We start from the raw sequence: 16,430 nt of genomic DNA on the forward strand, positions 1-16,430 counted from the left end.
AGGGCACCCATGATAGGCAAACTCACCGGCATCCTGGCCGAACGCAATCCGCCGCAGGTGGTGGTGGACTGCAACGGCGTCGGCTACGAGGTCGATGTGCCCATGAGCACTTTCTACAACCTGCCGGGCGCCGGGGAGCGGGTTTCGCTGCTCACGCACTTCGTGGTGCGCGAGGACGCGCAGATTCTCTATGGCTTCGGCACTGCCGCCGAACGCGTGGCCTTTCGCCAACTGATCAAGATTTCCGGCGTCGGGCCGCGCACGGCGCTGGGCGTGCTCAGCGGCATGAGCGTGGACGAACTCGCGCAGGCCATCACGCTGCAGGAGGCCGGGCGCCTCGTGAAGATTCCCGGCATCGGCAAGAAGACGGCCGAGCGGCTGCTGCTTGAACTCAAGGGCAAGCTCGGTGCGGAAATCGCGCTGCCTGCACACGCGGCGAGCGACGCGCAGGCCGACATCCTTCAGGCGCTGGTCGCGCTCGGCTACAGCGACAAGGAAGCCGCCGCGGCGCTCAAGGCATTGCCGAAGGACATCGCGGTGGGCGAGGGGATCAAGCTGGCGCTGCGGGCGCTGGCCAAGTAGGCGGCTCAGCGCCAGTCCTGCATCGCGAGCGCCATCGCGAACAGGACGGTCTGCACGACCACGACGATGCCGTGCCGCTGCATCAGCTTGCGAGCCTCCAGCACGCGATCGGCCAGTGGGCGCGATCCGTCGGAACTGCGGCGCAGGCCGAGTTTTTCCAGGCTGTTGTCCAGGGCGGACGGCGAGGCGATCGCACCTTGCACGAGCCCTTCGAACAACGAAGCGACGAGCGCAAGGCGAAGTGTCAGATAGCGTTCGGGCAGTCCGATCAGCCCGACCATCGCGTAGATGAACCAGGCCGACGAAGGCAGCGATCGCCCCGTGAGAGCCAGCACCAGCGCGGCGATGAAGGCGAGCGCGAGCCCCCAAAGCGCCAGCGCGCCGCTGGCACGCAGCAGGCCGGCAGTGGTGGCGCACAGCGCGCGATCGTTGTCATTCATGAGGTGATTTGACCCCTTCCCGGTGGCGCATTCTGCCGCAGGGCCGGCGCCAACAGGCTCTAAACTGCGCGCTCAGCCCATTGCCCCATGACCATCCAGACCGACGATTTCGCCCCGGCCCCGCAACGCGTGGTGTCCGCCGCGCCCGCCTCGCCCAACGAAGAAGCCATCGAGCGCGCGTTGCGGCCCAAGCTGCTCGACGAGTACGTCGGCCAGGCCAAGGTGCGCGAGCAACTCGAGATCTTCATCGGCGCGGCGCGCCATCGCGCAGAGGCGCTCGACCATGTGCTGCTGTTCGGCCCGCCGGGCCTGGGCAAGACCACGCTCTCGCACATCATCGCGGCCGAACTCGGTGTGAACCTGCGCCAGACTTCCGGCCCGGTGCTGGAGAAGCCCAAGGACCTCGCGGCGCTGCTCACCAACCTCGAGCGCAACGACGTGCTCTTCATCGACGAGATCCACCGCCTTTCGCCCGTGGTCGAGGAAATCCTCTATCCAGCGCTGGAGGACTACCAGATCGACATCATGATCGGCGAGGGTCCGGCAGCGCGCAGCATCAAGCTCGACCTGCAGCCCTTCACGCTGGTCGGCGCGACCACGCGGGCGGGCATGCTGACGAATCCATTGCGCGACCGCTTCGGCATCGTTGCGCGGCTGGAGTTCTACACGGCCGAGGAACTGGCGCGCATCGTGCGCCGCAGCGCCGGTCTCCTGGCCGTGCCGATGGACGACGAAGGTGGCCTGGAGATCGCGCGCCGTTCGCGCGGCACCCCCCGCATCGCCAATCGGCTGCTGCGCCGCGTGCGTGACTACGCGCAGGTCAAAGGCAATGGCCGCATCACGGTCGACGTGGCGCACAAGGCGCTGGCGATGCTCGACGTCGATCCCCAAGGCTTCGACCTGATGGACCGCAAATTGCTCGAAGCAGTCATCCATCGTTTCGACGGCGGGCCGGTCGGGCTGGACAACATCGCCGCCAGCATCGGCGAGGAATCCGGCACGATCGAAGACGTGATCGAGCCCTACCTCATCCAGCAGGGCTACCTGCAGCGCACGCCGCGCGGCCGAATCGCGACGCTCGCTGCGTATCGGCATCTGGGCGTTGCGGCGCCGCAGCGTGACGGGGACATGTTCGGCTGATGCGGCCTGCTCAGATCGATCGTGAACGCACGTTCGCGGCGATGAGCCACTGCGCGGCGTAGTAGCTGGCCAGCACCCACAACGAAGCCACCGGCAACGGCGAGACGAAGCGATTGGTCGCCAGCAAGGCGTCGCTCAGCATGAAGAGGCACGCCCCTACGGCGACCCGCCGAGCCGATGCATCGCTGAAAACCGCCGCACGCCCGAGCGCCTGGGCTGCCATGCAGGCAATCACCACGACATAGATGCCCACGGGCACCCGCAGGCCGGAGGGCAAGCCGCCCCACCACAGGAAGGCGTACATCGGCACGCCGATGGCCAGCGTGGCGGCGAGCGCGCGCCGCAGTGGAAACAGGCCGACTCCTGAGACAAAGAGTGCGATATACGCCACGTGCGCCAGCAGAAAGCAGACGAGCCCCGGCACGAAGAATTGCGGCCACATCAGAAGAACGTCACCGGCCAGCGAAGCCACGAGACCGGCCGTCAGCAGGAGGGCGAAGCGGCCCGGCATGTTCGTTGAGCGGGCGCGCACCAGCGCAAAGGCGATGAGGATCACCAGCGCGAGCGGCTTGAAGACGAAATGGAGGCCGGCGATGCCCAGGGCGCCGCTGGCGGTGGCCAACGCCGCTGCATCGATGAAGAGGACTTCGATCACCGACAGGCGGCCCTGCAGCACCGCTCCGGTCGCCCACAGGCCGGCCGTCAGCGCGACGAGCCACACCAGCGAGGAGGTGAAGGGCAGCGTGTCGGAATACCAGAGGAAGGCGGTGGCGCCGCCCAGCAGCGCGACGAACTGCATTGCCGCAAAGACCTGCGCGCCGCGCGAAGCCCGCGGTTCGTAGCGACGCACCTGGCTGATGTCGAATGGCGGCTTCGGATCCGCCGCCGCCACGTCCGCCGGCCGCCAGCCCGGCGGCTTGACCCAGATGCGCAGCTTGTCGCTCCAGCGCCGGGTGCGCCACGTGTCGCGCGCGAGCGACCAATAGACCTCGGCATTGGCCCAGACCGGATCCCAACTCTGCAACGGACTGCGCGTGCCGTAGACGCAGGGCTCGTCTTCTTCCTTGAAGCTGCCGAAGAGGCGGTCCCACACGATCAGCACGCCGCCGTAGTTGCGGTCGATGTAGCGGTCGTTCACGGCGTGGTGCACACGGTGATTCGATGGCGAGCAGAACCAGCGATCGAACCAGCCCAGCTTGCCGACCTGCTCGGTGTGCACCCAGAACTGGTAGAGCAGATCGATCAGCGCGACCGCGCCGAAGACCAGCGGCGGCACACCCGCCAGCGCCATCGGCAGATAGAAGATCCAGCCGAGCAGCACGCCGCTGGAGGTCTGGCGCAGCGCGGTGGACAGGTTGTAGTGCTGGCTCTGGTGATGCACCACGTGCGCGGCCCACAGCACCGCGCTTTCGTGACCGAAACGATGCAGCCAGTAATAGCAGAAGTCGTAGAAAACGAGTGCCAGCACCCAGCCGTACCACTGCATCCAGAATTCATCGTTCCGAAACAGGGCAAAGGCCGACCAGATCGCCGTGTAGATGCCGATGCGCAAGAGCCCGGTGATCGCCGCGCTGATCTGGCTCAACATGCCCAGGCCGATGCTGTTGAGTGTGTCGGGCAGGCGGTAGGTGTCCTGGCCGGTCCCGCGACGGGCGCGCAGGCGTCCCACGAAGAATTCGATTCCGATCAGCAGAAAGAAGACGGGGGTCGCGAGAACGATGATTTGGCCGGGTCGCATGCGTCGGATTTTCCGGTGCACGCGGCGCGACTTCGTCGCCGGCTTGTCATGGTTTGCCCGAAGAGACCCGCCGTTGTCATCGACAAGTCACGCCTGTGCCATAGCCGCGTCACGGGTGGAAGCGATCGTGTCCGTCCATGCAACGCGACGACGCCTTTCTTCGCGCATGGCGCGATTCCGCCCCCCAGCTTCCCGAGCCGGAAGACGGGGATGCCCTGTATCCCCCGCAGAAATACCGCACGCTCTGGATCTCCGACCTGCACCTGGGCACGCCCGGCTGCCAGGCACGGGCGCTGCTCGACTTCCTGAAGCACACCGACTGCGAGACGCTGTTCCTCGTCGGCGACATCATCGACGGCTGGCAACTGCGACGTCACTGGTACTGGCCGCAGGCACACAACGACGTGATCCAGAAGCTGCTGCGCAAGGCGCGCAAGGGCACCCGCGTGATCTTCATTCCGGGCAATCACGACGAGTTCGCGCGCAAATACCTGCACCACAACTTCGGCGGCATCGACGTCGCGGAGGAATGGATCCACGAAACCGCAGACGGTCGCAAGCTCTGGGTGATGCACGGCGACCTGTTCGACGGCGTCATCCAGTGCGCGAAATGGCTGGCGCATGTCGGCGACTCGCTCTATGAATTCACGCTCAAGCTGAACCGGCATCTCAACTCCCTGCGTGCGCGGATCGGGCTGCCGTACTGGTCGCTGTCGAAGTACCTGAAGCTGAAGGTCAAGCGCGCGGTCAATTACGTGGGCGACTTCGAGAACGCGGTGGCGCGCGAAGCCCGCAGGCGGGGCGTGCACGGCGTTGTGTGCGGCCACATTCACCACGCGGAGTTGCGCGACATCGACGGCATCCTCTACGCCAACGACGGCGATTGGGTCGAGAGCCTCACCGCACTGGCGGAGCATGCCGACGGCTCGCTGGAGATCCTGCACTGGGCAGAGCACATGCCCGTCGAGGCTCGCGCCGGGCGCGCGGCTCCGCGGCGCGAGCCGGCGCACGCATGACGCGCGCTGCGCTGCTTTCCCCGCGCCCCTCGGACCGGACCGTCGATCTCGTCTACTTCAACGCCGGCGGCGGCCATCGCGCCTCCGCACTGGCGCTCGAGGCGGCGATCCATCGTGCGGGTCTTCCGTGGGCGGTGCGGCTGGTCAACCTGCGCGAAGTGCTGGACCCGAAGGACAGCTTCCGCAAGTTGACGGGCATGGATCCGGAAGACGTCTACAACAAGCGCCTGGCGCGTGGCTGGACGCTCGGCCTGGCGCAGGAACTCAAGCTCCTGCAGGGAATGATCCGCTGGGGGCATTCGACGTTGTTGCGGCAATTGCAGCAACATTGGCTCGCGACCGAGCCCGACATGGTCGTGTCGCTGATCCCCAATTTCAACCGCGCGTTGTGCGAAGCACTGGCTTCGACATTGCCCGGCGTTCCCTTCGTGACAGTGCTGACCGACCTGGCGGATCACCCGCCGAACTTCTGGATCGAGAAAGGCCTGGACCAGCACTTCGTCTGCGGGAGCCCCAGGGCCGTGCAGCAGGCGCGCGAGGCCGGCTATTCGGACGATCGCATCCATGCGAGTTCCGGCATGCTCATCCGCTCCGCATTCCATGACGCGAAGCCGATCGACCGTGCCGCAGCGCGAATTTCGACGGGCCTCGACCCCGATCGCCCGACCGGCATCGTGCTGTTCGGCGGGCAGGGCTCCAAGGCCATGCTCGGCATCGCGAAGCGTCTGCCCGACACGCAACTCATCCTCGCTTGCGGCCACAACGCCAAGCTGGCTCACGTCCTGCGCGCGCTGCCGTCGCGAGCGCCGAGGCTGGTGCTGGAGTTCACGCCCGACATCGCCCGCTACATGCAACTGGCCGATTTCTTCATCGGCAAGCCCGGACCCGGCAGCCTCAGCGAGGCCGTGCAGATGCGCTTGCCAGTGATCGTCGTTCGCAATCGCTGGACCCTGCCGCAAGAGCGCTACAACGCCCAATGGGTGCGCGAACAGGGTGTGGGGCTGGTCTGCGCAAGCTTTGCGAAGGTCGCGAAGGCGGTCGACGAACTGACCTTGCACCTGGAGCGCTATCGGGCCGCGACGCGCGGAATTCGCAACGAGGCGATCGTGGAACTGCCTCGCATTCTTCAGAGCATCCTCGAAGGTAGAACTTTAGAGTTACAATTCGGTTGCACTCGCGCATCCGGACGCCCCGCAGGCTCGTGGGAAAGCGGGACAACCGAGGAGAAGCTGTGGAGAAATCACCCTGGTATGTGGCGGCGGGCCTGACGGCAATGGCGGCATGCCTTCTCGGCTGCGATGGAAGCAACAGGGAGGCTTCGATCGTTACCGGCACCGGCACCGGCGCCGCATCGGCGGCGCCCTCGGCCTCGTCGTCCCCGGTCGTGGTCACGTGGCAGCCGCAAGACAAGCCGGCAGAGTTCCTTAGTGCCTGGCGGCGTCCCAAGGACTAGCCGGCACTGAAGGTCCCAAAGCAAAAAAGCCTGCTATCGAAGTGATAGCAGGCTTTTCTTGTTTGGTGGCTCTTCACGGACTCGAACCGCGGACCTGTGGATTATGATTCCATCGCTCTAACCGACTGAGCTAAAGAGCCGAGCCCGAGATTATAGCAAGGCTCCAGGCCACTTTCAGCTGCCCGTCGAAGTTTCTTGAACTGCAGGGTGCTCCGTCGTCCCGACGGAATGCACGTCACGCGGTCCGGACGGCGGTGCAAGCCGGGGAGCGTGAGGTCAAAATCGCTCGATGCCCGCGCCCACCGCAATCCCCAGTTTCGACGGCACCTCGCCGGACGACGAGTTGATGCTCGCCTACGCCGGCGGGGAGGCTTCCGCCTTCGACGCGCTCTATGCTCGCAATGAATGCGCGCTCTATCGCTTCGTGCGGCGCCTGCTCGGAGTCCGCTTCTCGGGCGAAGTCGACGAGGTGTTCCAGGAAATCTGGATGCGGGTGAGCACCGGTCGCGACAGCTTTACGCCGCAGAGCTCTCCTTGGCGGATCTGGGCCTTCACCATCGCGCACAACCTCGCCATGGACAGGCTGCGGTTGAGTGGGCGCGAGGTCGCGTTCTACGCGCACGATGAAGACGGCGATGGCCTCGAGGCCGCGCAACTCTTCAGCCGTGGATTGCTCAGTGACGACGGCGGCGCGGCCAACGACCCCGCGCACCCATCGGAGGAGGAACTCGCCTTCTGGCGCGCCGCTGGCCGCCGGCTGCTGGCCTGCCTCGACGAATTGCCGAACGAACAGCGCGCAGCGTTCCTGCTCCACCACGAGGACGGCTTCACCGTCGAGACGCTGACCGGCACGCTCGACGTCGGCGCCGAAACCGTTCGCAAGCGATTGCGCCCAGGCTTGAAGAAGCTGCGAAGCTGCATGGAGCGGTACTTGTCGATTCTGGAACAAGGCATCGGTCCATCGGAGGACAGCGAGGACGACCTGCGCGATGCGCGCTTGTGGCAGGCACTGGAATACGCTCCGGACCAGAACACGGCGCCTGACTGGCGAATTCGCAAGGCGATCCTGAAAAGGGCGAGCGATGCCGTTGGCGCGGCTGATCCGGATGAGGCGGAAGCGGAGCTGGAACTGGCGGCGCGGCCATGGTGGCGCATCGGCCCGGCGGGCGGCAAGCGCTCGCGCATGCCGTGGGCAGCAGCGTTGGTGACGTTGGTGATTGCGACGCTGGTGGCGCTGCTCTGGCAGGGCGAGCCGGTGGTCGCGCCGCAGCCCGATTCGCCGCAAGTTCCCGCGACGACGCCACAAGCAGGAGGCGCGAGCACGTCGCAGCGGCCGAGCCTGCCCGAGTCCGGCCTGCCTCGGGATTCGTCACCGGCTTCGTCGGCATCAACCATGCCTTTTGCGTCGTCGGAGCCACAGGCCCCACCTGCGCCGGAGCCGAAGCCTCCGGTCACCTCCGTCGCACCATCCCCCCCGCCATCGGCGAAGGCGCAGAAGCCGCCTCAGGCCATCGCGCCGCCGCCACCGTCGAGACGCGAAAGCGCGGACGCGGCGAAATCTGCGCAGCCTGTCGTGCCGGCCACGCCTTCGGCGAGTGTCTCGCCGCGTTTGACGCCGCAAGAGTCACCAAGCGCTCGCTCGAGCATGGGGGACGATGCGTCGCTGGCGCTACGTTCCGACAACGCGGCCCGGCCATCGGCACCCGCCGCGCCTGCAGGCGGCGCACCCAGCGTCGCACGCGCTGCGCCCCCGCCCTCCGTGCGCACGGAGGCCACCGACCCTCCGACCTTCGCGGCACTTTCCCAATGGAGCCGCATCACGATCACACGTCGCGGTGGAGAAACCCGCACCCTCCAACGCGCCGAAGCGCGTGACCTGAATGCGTTGCTGGGTTCGGCCGCGATCTCTGCCGTCAGGGCGCAGCCGCTGTCCGGCACGCCCGAATACCGGATCACGCTGGAGCGCGATCGCGAAGTGCTGGCGGTGTTCGAAGTCGCGCCGGCCCAGGTGCGCTGGCGTGAAGGAAAGACGCCGTCCGCTACCGGGGTGCCGTCGGCACCGGCGCTCGCGGCGCTGCGGGATGCGCTGCGGGATGCGGTGCAGGCGCCGTTGGCGAACCCCGTACCGGCCGCTGCAGCTCCGCCACAAAATCCCTAGCGCCCCTGGGCGCCGCCTCACTGGTGCTTGAAGTCCGCGGCGCGCTTGTTCAGGAAGGCGTCCATGCCTTCCTTCTGGTCCGCCGTGGCAAACAGCGCGTGGAACAGCCGGCGCTCGAACATCACGCCGTCCGACAGGCCGCTTTCGAAGGCGCGGTTGACGGATTCCTTGGCCGCCATCACCGCGATCTGCGAGAAGTTCGCGATCACGAGCGCGGCGCCCAGCGCTTCGTCGGCCAGCTTGTCGTAAGGCACGACGCGGCTGACCAGACCGGCGCGCTCGGCCTCGGCGGCATCCATCATGCGGGCGGTCAGCACCATGTCCATCGCCTTGGACTTGCCCACCGCGCGAGGCAGACGCTGCGTGCCGCCGGCACCGGGGATCACGCCGATCTTGATCTCGGGCTGACCGAACTTGGCGTTGTCCGCCGCGATGATGAAGTCGCACATCATCGCGAGCTCGCAACCGCCGCCCAGCGCGAAGCCGCTCACGGCCGCGATCACCGGTTTGCGGATCTGGCGGATGGTTTCCCAGTTGCGCGTGATGAAGTCACCCTTGTAGGCGTCGAGAAAGCTGTACTTGGCCATCGCCGCGATGTCGGCGCCTGCTGCGAACGCGCGCTCGCTGCCGGTGACGATGATGCAGCCGATGGCCGGGTCGGCGTCGAAAGCCTTCAGGGCGTGGCCCAGGTCGGTCATCAGCGCATCGTTCAGCGCGTTCAGCGCCTTGGGCCGGTTGAGCGTGACGATGCCGACCTTCTCGGCCTCGACGCGGACTTCGATGTTTTCGTAGCTCATGCGTGTCTCCTTGATACGAACAATCCGTCGGCCGGCGTGGCTACGGCCGAGTCAGCCATTTCGCGAGTTTCGCCGGGTCCTGCGCGAAGAGGCGCCATGTCGTCACCCCGGCGGGCAGTGTCAGCGGCAGGCGCATCAGGCGGCGGTCTCGCGCGACCAGCGCGGTGGCTTTCTTCAGCGGTCCCAGGTAGAGCGCGAGATCGTCCAGCCGCGCGAGCCGCCAGCCCTGGACCGGCCGGCCCTTCGCCGCAGGCAGCTCGATGCCGATCCATTCGTCGTTCGCCGAGAAGCCTGCCTGTTCGGCCGCGCCACCGCGCAGTACCACCTTGACCTGCACGCTGCCGCCGGTCTCGGCCACGCGAAGGCCGAGTTCCTGTGCGCGCTGCGCCGGATCGTCGAGTGCAGCGACGCCGTGCGCGCGCAGCAGGTCGGACAGGGGCAGTTCATCGGTCGAATGAACCCAGCTGGTGATTTCCTTCGCGAAAGAACGTCCGGCGATGGCCTCCAGTGCGGCGGCGAAGTCCGCCTCGGTGATGGGGCCGCCTTCGCTCTTCTTCCAGAGCAGCCGCATGACGTCGTCGAGCGAACCCTGACTTTCTGCGCGCAGGGTGAGATCGAAGCACATCGCGACAAGCGCGCCTTTCGTGTAGTAGCTCACCGTGGTGTTCGGTGTCTGCTCATCCTGGCGGTAATACTTGATCCAGGCGTCGAAGCTGGCTTCGGCCACCGATTGCACGAAGCGGCCCGGCGTCTGCTGCACCTGGTTGACGGTCTTGTTGACGAGCTTGAGGTAGGTCGCATCGTCGATGCGGCCGGCCCGCCGCAGCAGGAGGTCGTCGTAGTAGCTGGTAAAGCCTTCGAACAGCCAGAGCAACTGCGTGTAGTTCTCCTGCGCGTAGTCGTAGCGAGCGAACTCGGCGGGCCGCAACCGCTTCACGTTCCAGGTGTGGAAATACTCGTGGCTGATCAGGCCGAGCAGCGTGACGTAGCCATCCGTCTGCTTTCTGGCGCCGATCTGCGGCAGGTCGCGGCGCGTACAGATGAGCACGGTCGAATGACGATGCTCCAGCCCGCCGTAGCCATCGTCCACGGCATTGAGCATGAACACATAGCGGTCGTGCGGCGGCTTGGGGCCGCTGCGCTTGCCGACCTTTTCGCCATGCCAGAAGCGCATCTGCTCTTCGCAGATGGCGCGGGTGTCGGCGATCAGGCGTTCGCCGTCGAAGGACGCTGGCGCGCCCGCGATCACGAAGCGGTGCGGAACCCCGCAGGCCTCGAACTCCGCGCTCCAGAAGGCGCCCATCTCGACAGGGCTGTCGACCAGTTCGTCATAGCCGCTGGCGATGTAGCTGCCGAATCCGTGGCGGTCGACCTTCGTCGGCTTCAGCGCTGTTGCACATGACCAGTGGGTGCCATCCGCCGATGTCGGCGGCGCGAGCACCTCGAGCGCGTGCGGCGCATCGAGCTGGCCTTCGACCTGGAGGCACAGGCTGGTGCCGTTGAAGAAGCCCCGATCGGCGTCCAGCCAGGCGGTCCGCACCGAGTTGTCGTACGCGCAGACTTCGTAGCGCAGCACCAGCGGCTTGCCCGGCGTGCATTCGATCTGCCAGCTGCGCTTGTCGAGTTGCTCCGCCGCCAGCTTGCGCCGGCCCTGCGTCGCGCGCAGGTCCTGCAGGTTCTTCGAAAATTCGCGGACCAGGTAGCTGCCCGGAATCCACACCGGCAGCGCCACGCGCTGCAGCGCGACCGGCTGGTCGATGGTCAGAGTGACGGCGAAGAGATGTGCCTTGCGATCCGCGCACTCGACGCGGTAGTGAATGGCCGGCGCGGCCATCAACTGCGAGCGGCGAGTTGTTTTTCGACCTGCGCCGCCGGCAGTGCTCCCGGAGCGCGCGAACCGTCGCTGAAGATCAGCGTGGGCGTGCCGGTGATGTTGTACCTCTGGCCGAACTCGCGATTGCGGGTGAGCGCGGTGGTATCGCACTCGCTGGCGTCCGGCGTGACGCCGCGCTGCATCCAGTCGTTCCAGGCCTTGGTCTTGTCCTTGGCGCACCAGATATTGCGCGCCTTGGCGACCGAATCTGGGCCAAGCACCGGGTACAGGAAGAGATGAATGGTGACGTTGTCGACCTTCGTCATGTCGCGCTCGAACTGCTTGCAGTAGCCGCAGTTCGGGTCGGCGAATACGGCCAGCTGACGCTTTCCGTTTCCGCGCACGATCTTGAATGCGTCCTTGACGGGCAGCTTGTTGAAGGCGACCTCGCTGAGCTTCTCGACCCGCTCTTCGGTGAGGTTCTTGCGCTCCTTCACGTCGATCAGGTTGCCTTGCAGCAGGTAGTTGCCCTGTTCGTCGGTGTAGAAGATCTCGAAGCCGTTGATGCGCACTTCATAGATGCCCGGCATCGGCGACTTGGTGATCTCGTCGATCTTCGCGAACTGCGGGATGCGAGCGGCGAGGTTCTTTCGGATCTCGGCTTCGCCGGCGGTCGCGTTCAGGGCGTAGCCCAGCGTGAGAGCGGCCAGCGCGGCAAAAAGGGGGCGGGTAAGTTTCTTCATGGTGATATTCCCGGGATTCATTGCAAGCCCATCGCCTGCCGGGCGATCCAGTTCTTGACGAGCCGCGTGCGGTCGAAGCCGCGCATGCCCCAGTTGCGCAGCGCCGGCAGGGGGTCGGCGCTGTGTGCGAAGAGTTGTTGCAGACCGTCGGTGGCCAGGCTCATCGACAGCACGTCGGTGCGGCGCGCCCGTTCGTAGCGTCGCAGCAGGCGCGCATCGCCGACGCTGCGCCAGTAGTCGCGCGACTTGATCAGGTCGGCCAGGGCGGCGGCGTCGGCCAGGCCGAGATTCAGGCCTTGGCCGGCGAGCGGATGCACGGTGTGCGCCGCGTCACCCGCCAGGGCCCAGGCGGAGCCGTCTGCGAAATGGCCCGTCCAGCGGTTGGCGATGGCACGCTGCAGCGGCCACGCGGCGCGCTCGCTGGTCAGCTTGAGGGCGCCGAACGCATGGTGGGTCGCCTCGGTCAGCGAGGTATTGAATTCTTCGGCGTTTTGCGCGAGGAGGGCGGGTGCGCGAAGTTGGTCGACTGACCACACGAGTGCCATTGGGCGGTCGAGCTCGGCAGGTGCGTCCGCGGGACGATGGACGTCGCCGAGTGGCAACAGCGCCAGCACTTCGCCCTTGTCGTTGAACCACTGGCGGGCCGTGCCGTCGTGCGGCGTCTCGGCTTCGACCCGCGCGGCGATCGCATGCTGCGGGTAGCGGGTGACTTCGTAGCTCACGCCCAGCGCTTCGCGGGTGGCACTCATGCGGCCTTCGCAGACCACGGTCAGCGGTGCCGGAACGGGGGCGGTCACGACTTCGATGCGGGGCTGGAAACGCACGGCGTCGCTCAATCGTTGTTCGAGGGCCGGCACGTCGACGATCCAGGCCAGGGCCTCGACCTTCTGCCGCGCGGCGTTGAACTGCACCCGGCCGCCTTCGTCGCCGTGCACCAGCATTTCGCGCACCGGAGTCGCGTGCGCGGCATCAGGCCAGGCGCGCAGGGATTCGAGCAGCGTCCTGGAGGCGGCATTGAGCGCATAGGCCCGGACGTCCTGCCCGTTCGACGCGCTGGCGGGCGCTACCAGCGCCACGCGCACGCGCTCGCGCGCCAGCAGCAGCGCCAGCGTGCGTCCGACGATGCCGGCGCCGCGAATGCAAACCTCGGGGGGAAGAGCCATCGCGGCATTGTAGGAGGAGCATTCGCCATCGGCGGCGTGCTGGACAATCGCGGTTCTTGAAAAGGAACCGATCCGTGAATGCTCCCGTTTTCGACCTCCAGGCGACGATCGCGCGCCTGTTCGTCTACCCGATCAAATCCTGCGCCGGCGTCGAGGTGAACGAGACCTTGCTGATCGAAACCGGCCTGGAATTCGACCGCGCCTGGATGGTGGTCGACAGCGCTGGCGAATTCGTCACCCAGCGCGAACTGCCCCGCATGGCGCTGATCCGGCCGCAGCTCAAGCATTCCGAGATGATCCTGCGTGCGCCGGGCATGCTGGCGCTGCACATCGCCTTCGATCGCGTCGAGGAGCCGGTACGCGTGCGCGTCTGGAAGGACGAGGTGGCCGCCTATGACATGGGCGACATTGCGGCGCAGTGGTTCAGCGACTTCCTTTCGGAGCCCGGACAGCCACGCCAACTCCGGCTGGTGCGCTTCGACCCCGAGCAGCAGCGCCTGTCGAACCTGAAGTGGACCGGCGGCGTCGAAGCGCCGAACCAGTTCGCCGACGGGTATCCGCTGTTGGTGGCCAGCGAAGGCTCACTGGCCGAACTCAATGCCAGACTGGTGGCGGCCGGCCATGGGGCCGTCGGAATCGAACGCTTCAGGCCCAACGTGGTGCTCGCCGGCATCGAGGCGCATGACGAGGATCGCGTCGACACGCTGCACATCACGACCGCCGAAGGCGAGGTCAGCCTGCGACCGGTCAAGCCCTGCGTTCGCTGCCCTATCCCCGACATCGACCCGGCGACCGGCACGAGCAGCCCCGAGGTCGGCGACATGCTGCGGACGTACCGGTCCGATCCGCGCGTCGACGGCGCCATCACCTTCGGGATGAACGCGATCGTGCTGAAGGGCGTCGAACATGCGCTCAGGGTGGGGCAACCCGTGGGCGCCAACCTGCGCTTCGAATGACGCAGTAGCCCCGGAATCAGGGCGCGAAAGGCCGGGCGCCTAAAATCACCGGTTCCCCCCAAGATTTCTGAAAGCACCCGCCATGAGCCTCCAGTGCGGCATCGTCGGCCTGCCCAACGTCGGCAAGTCCACCCTCTTCAACGCGTTGACCAAGGCAGGCATCGCGGCCGAGAACTATCCCTTCTGCACCATCGAGCCGAACGTCGGCGTGGTCGAGGTGCCTGACGCGCGCCTGGCGGCGCTGGCCGAGATCGTGAAACCGGAGCGCGTGGTGCCGGCCATCGTCGAGTTCGTCGACATCGCTGGCCTGGTGGCCGGTGCCAGTCAGGGCGAAGGATTGGGCAACCAATTCCTCGCGCACATCCGCGAGACGGACGCGATCGTGAACGTCGTGCGCTGCTTCGAGGACGACAACGTCATCCACGTGGCCGGCAAGGTTGACCCGATTTCCGACATCGAAGTGATCCAGACCGAGCTCTGTCTGGCCGACTTGTCGACGGTCGAGAAGGCTTTGCACCGCCACACCAAGACGGCCCGTTCGGGCGACAAGGAAGCGATCAAGCTGGTGGCCCTGCTTGAGAAGTGCCAAGCCGCGCTGAACGAGAACAAGCCGGTGCGCGCCATCGAGTTCAGCAAGGAAGACAAGCCGCTGATCAAGCAGTTCTCGCTGATCACCGCCAAGCCGGCGATGTTTGTCGGCAACGTCGCCGAAGATGGTTTCGAGAACAACCCTTTCCTCGATCGTCTGCGCGAATACGCTGCGGCGCAGAACGCGCCCGTCGTCGCCATCTGCGCCAAGATCGAAGCCGAACTGGCCGACATGGACGATGAAGACCGGAAGATGTTCCTGGCCGAGATCGGCCAGGAAGAGCCGGGCCTGAACCGCCTGATCCGTGCGGCCTACACCCTGCTTGGCCTGCAGACCTACTTCACGGCCGGCGTCAAGGAAGTGCGCGCCTGGACCATCCACATCGGTGACACCGGCCCGCAGGCTGCCGGCGTGATCCACACCGATTTCGAGAAGGGCTACATCCGTGCCCAGACCATCGCCTTCAACGACTTCATCACGTACAAGGGCGAGCAGGGCGCCAAGGATGCCGGCAAGATGCGCGCGGAAGGCAAGGAATACGTCGTCAAGGATGGCGATGTGATGAACTTCCTGTTCAGTTCCTGAGCCACCGAGCGCCCGGGCATTCATGATCACCGTCCACCACCTGAACAACTCGCGCTCGCAACGCGTGTTGTGGCTGCTCGAAGAACTCGAGATTCCCTACGAGATCGTCCATTACCAGCGCGATCCGAAGACGATGCTGGCGCCGCCCACCTTGCGTGCAGTGCATCCGTTGGGAAAGTCGCCGGTGGTGACGACCGACGACGGGCTCACGCTCGCTGAATCGGGCGCGATCCTGGAGACGGTGATCGAGCGCTATGGCAACGGCCGTCTCGCACCCGCTGCAGGATCGTCCGAAGCCTTGCGCTACCGCTACTGGATTCACTATGCCGAAGGCTCGGCCATGCCGCCGCTCTTGATGAAACTGGTGTTCGACCGGATCGAGAAGTCGAAGATGCCGTTCTTCGCCAAGCCGATCGCACGGTCCATCGCGGCCAAGGCCAAGGCCGGGTTCGTCACGCCGAACATCACGAGCCACCTCGACTTCATGGAAGGCGAACTCGGCAAGAGCGAATGGTTTGCGGGCGAGGCGTTCACCGGCGCGGACATTCAGATGAGTTTTCCGGTGGAAGCCGCTGCGACGCGCGGCGGGCTCGATGCTTCGCGGCCCCGCTTGATGGCGTATCTCCAGCGCATCCATGCGCGGCCGGCCTATCAGCGTGCACTGGAGCGTGGCGGGCCGTACGGCCTGTTGAAATGAGCCGGTCCTAGTTGTTGGGCCATATATAGAGAAGCGCGACCGTCATCGTCACGTAGCGCGCGAATTTGCCGATCGCCATGTAGAACAGGCAGGGCCAGAACGGAAGTTTCAGCCATCCGGCGACTGCACAGAGCGGATCGCCGACGACGGGCAGCCAAGCCAACAGGCAGGCTTTGGGCCCCAGCTTTTCGAGCCAGGTCAGCACACGCAGATGATGCTTGGAGTGCGAATACTTGTCGGCCACCTTGTGCGCGCCGTAGCCCATCCACCAGTCGACGGCGCCACCCAAGGTGTTGCCGAATGTGGCCACGAAGATGGCCGGCCAGAACATCTCGGGGTTGAGCTTGAGCAGTCCGAACAGCACCGGCTCGGAGCCGACCGGCAAAAGAGTTGCCGACACGAAAGCGGCGATGAATACCGTGCTCAGCCCGTATTGCGGCAGCGCGAGCAGCGCGAGAAGTGAGTCGAGCCAGGCTTGCATGTGCGCTGGAGTATAGAAAGGCAACTGCCCCCTGGCGTGTAGGTGCAAGTACGGCCCTCGGGTGTCGCGAACCTGCCTT

General features: G+C 66.0%; 16 protein-coding genes and 1 tRNA gene. 9 read left to right on the forward strand and 8 right to left on the reverse strand.

Going from position 1 to position 16,430, the window contains the following annotated elements:
- The first annotated feature begins 9 nt into the window (after positions 1–9).
- Positions 10–582, forward strand: coding sequence for a Holliday junction branch migration protein RuvA (gene ruvA / locus QTI04_RS08770; RefSeq protein ID WP_286615144.1), 573 nt, complete (start codon positions 10–12; stop codon positions 580–582).
- Between the two features lie 5 nt (positions 583–587).
- Here ruvA and QTI04_RS08775 read toward each other — a convergent pair whose 3' ends face one another.
- A complete protein-coding gene (locus QTI04_RS08775; protein ID WP_286615146.1) occupies positions 588–1,022 on the reverse strand; it encodes a hypothetical protein in 435 nt (144 codons plus the stop codon).
- A gap of 87 nt (positions 1,023–1,109) precedes the next feature.
- Between QTI04_RS08775 and ruvB the strand changes: the two genes are divergently transcribed.
- Positions 1,110–2,162, forward strand: a complete 1,053-nt coding sequence (gene ruvB / locus QTI04_RS08780) for a Holliday junction branch migration DNA helicase RuvB (RefSeq protein WP_286601145.1) — start codon at positions 1,110–1,112, stop codon at positions 2,160–2,162.
- Positions 2,163–2,172: 10 nt separating this feature from the next.
- On the opposite strand, the gene QTI04_RS08785 is transcribed toward ruvB, so the two are convergent.
- Positions 2,173–3,900 (reverse strand): lysoplasmalogenase family protein, encoded by a 1,728-nt coding sequence (locus QTI04_RS08785; protein ID WP_286615147.1) that lies wholly within the window; start codon positions 3,898–3,900, stop codon positions 2,173–2,175.
- A 137-nt stretch (positions 3,901–4,037) separates the two neighbouring features.
- Between QTI04_RS08785 and QTI04_RS08790 the strand changes: the two genes are divergently transcribed.
- The 3 genes from QTI04_RS08790 to QTI04_RS08800 are packed head-to-tail and all read left to right on the forward strand — an operon-like array spanning position 4,038 to position 6,369.
- Positions 4,038–4,916 carry a UDP-2,3-diacylglucosamine diphosphatase gene (locus QTI04_RS08790; RefSeq protein ID WP_286615148.1) on the forward strand — a complete coding sequence of 293 codons (879 nt, stop codon included), beginning with the start codon at positions 4,038–4,040 and terminating at the stop codon, positions 4,914–4,916.
- Complete coding sequence (locus QTI04_RS08795) at positions 4,913–6,184, forward strand: glycosyltransferase (protein ID WP_286615150.1); 1,272 nt, start codon at positions 4,913–4,915, stop codon at positions 6,182–6,184. The genes QTI04_RS08790 and QTI04_RS08795 overlap by 4 nt, the downstream gene beginning before the upstream one ends.
- Positions 6,148–6,369 carry a hypothetical protein gene (locus QTI04_RS08800; protein ID WP_286615151.1) on the forward strand — a complete coding sequence of 74 codons (222 nt, stop codon included), beginning with the start codon at positions 6,148–6,150 and terminating at the stop codon, positions 6,367–6,369. The genes QTI04_RS08795 and QTI04_RS08800 overlap by 37 nt, the downstream gene beginning before the upstream one ends.
- Before the next feature lie 63 nt (positions 6,370–6,432).
- On the opposite strand, the gene QTI04_RS08805 is transcribed toward QTI04_RS08800, so the two are convergent.
- Positions 6,433–6,509 (reverse strand) — tRNA-Met (locus QTI04_RS08805).
- 149 nt (positions 6,510–6,658) lie between these two features.
- Between QTI04_RS08805 and QTI04_RS08810 the strand changes: the two genes are divergently transcribed.
- Positions 6,659–8,527, forward strand: coding sequence for a sigma-70 family RNA polymerase sigma factor (locus tag QTI04_RS08810; protein ID WP_286615153.1), 1,869 nt, complete (start codon positions 6,659–6,661; stop codon positions 8,525–8,527).
- Between the two features lie 17 nt (positions 8,528–8,544).
- Here the strand turns inward: QTI04_RS08810 and QTI04_RS08815 are convergent, their stop codons facing one another.
- The 4 genes from QTI04_RS08815 to QTI04_RS08830 are packed head-to-tail and all read right to left on the reverse strand — an operon-like array spanning position 8,545 to position 13,043.
- The gene (locus tag QTI04_RS08815) at positions 8,545–9,324 is read right to left on the reverse strand and encodes an enoyl-CoA hydratase (protein WP_286615155.1); all 780 of its coding nucleotides are present in this window, start codon (positions 9,322–9,324) and stop codon (positions 8,545–8,547) included.
- Between the two features lie 40 nt (positions 9,325–9,364).
- Positions 9,365–11,158: a M61 family metallopeptidase gene (locus QTI04_RS08820; protein ID WP_286615156.1), complete on the reverse strand. Its 1,794-nt coding sequence runs from the start codon at positions 11,156–11,158 to the stop codon at positions 9,365–9,367.
- The gene (locus tag QTI04_RS08825) at positions 11,158–11,880 is read right to left on the reverse strand and encodes a DsbC family protein (protein WP_286601153.1); all 723 of its coding nucleotides are present in this window, start codon (positions 11,878–11,880) and stop codon (positions 11,158–11,160) included. Before QTI04_RS08825 ends, QTI04_RS08820 begins: the two co-directional genes overlap by 1 nt.
- Positions 11,881–11,897: 17 nt before the next feature.
- Positions 11,898–13,043: an FAD-dependent monooxygenase gene (locus QTI04_RS08830; protein WP_286615157.1), complete on the reverse strand. Its 1,146-nt coding sequence runs from the start codon at positions 13,041–13,043 to the stop codon at positions 11,898–11,900.
- A 74-nt stretch (positions 13,044–13,117) separates the two neighbouring features.
- Here QTI04_RS08830 and QTI04_RS08835 point away from each other — a divergent pair, with 74 nt between their 5' ends.
- From QTI04_RS08835 to QTI04_RS08845, 3 genes are all read left to right on the forward strand, one after another.
- Positions 13,118–13,999, forward strand: a complete 882-nt coding sequence (locus QTI04_RS08835; protein ID WP_286615158.1) for an MOSC domain-containing protein — start codon at positions 13,118–13,120, stop codon at positions 13,997–13,999.
- 82 nt (positions 14,000–14,081) lie between these two features.
- A complete protein-coding gene (gene ychF / locus QTI04_RS08840) occupies positions 14,082–15,173 on the forward strand; it encodes a redox-regulated ATPase YchF (protein ID WP_286601156.1) in 1,092 nt (363 codons plus the stop codon).
- Between the two features lie 22 nt (positions 15,174–15,195).
- Positions 15,196–15,870 (forward strand): glutathione S-transferase, encoded by a 675-nt coding sequence (locus QTI04_RS08845; RefSeq protein WP_286601157.1) that lies wholly within the window; start codon positions 15,196–15,198, stop codon positions 15,868–15,870.
- A gap of 7 nt (positions 15,871–15,877) precedes the next feature.
- Here the strand turns inward: QTI04_RS08845 and QTI04_RS08850 are convergent, their stop codons facing one another.
- Positions 15,878–16,351 carry a YqaA family protein gene (locus QTI04_RS08850; RefSeq protein ID WP_286601158.1) on the reverse strand — a complete coding sequence of 158 codons (474 nt, stop codon included), beginning with the start codon at positions 16,349–16,351 and terminating at the stop codon, positions 15,878–15,880.
- Between the last annotated feature and the right edge of the window lie 79 nt (positions 16,352–16,430).

Source organism: Variovorax sp. J22R115 (genome assembly GCF_030317005.1).
In the GTDB taxonomy this organism is placed as follows: Bacteria; Pseudomonadota; Gammaproteobacteria; order Burkholderiales; family Burkholderiaceae_C; genus Variovorax.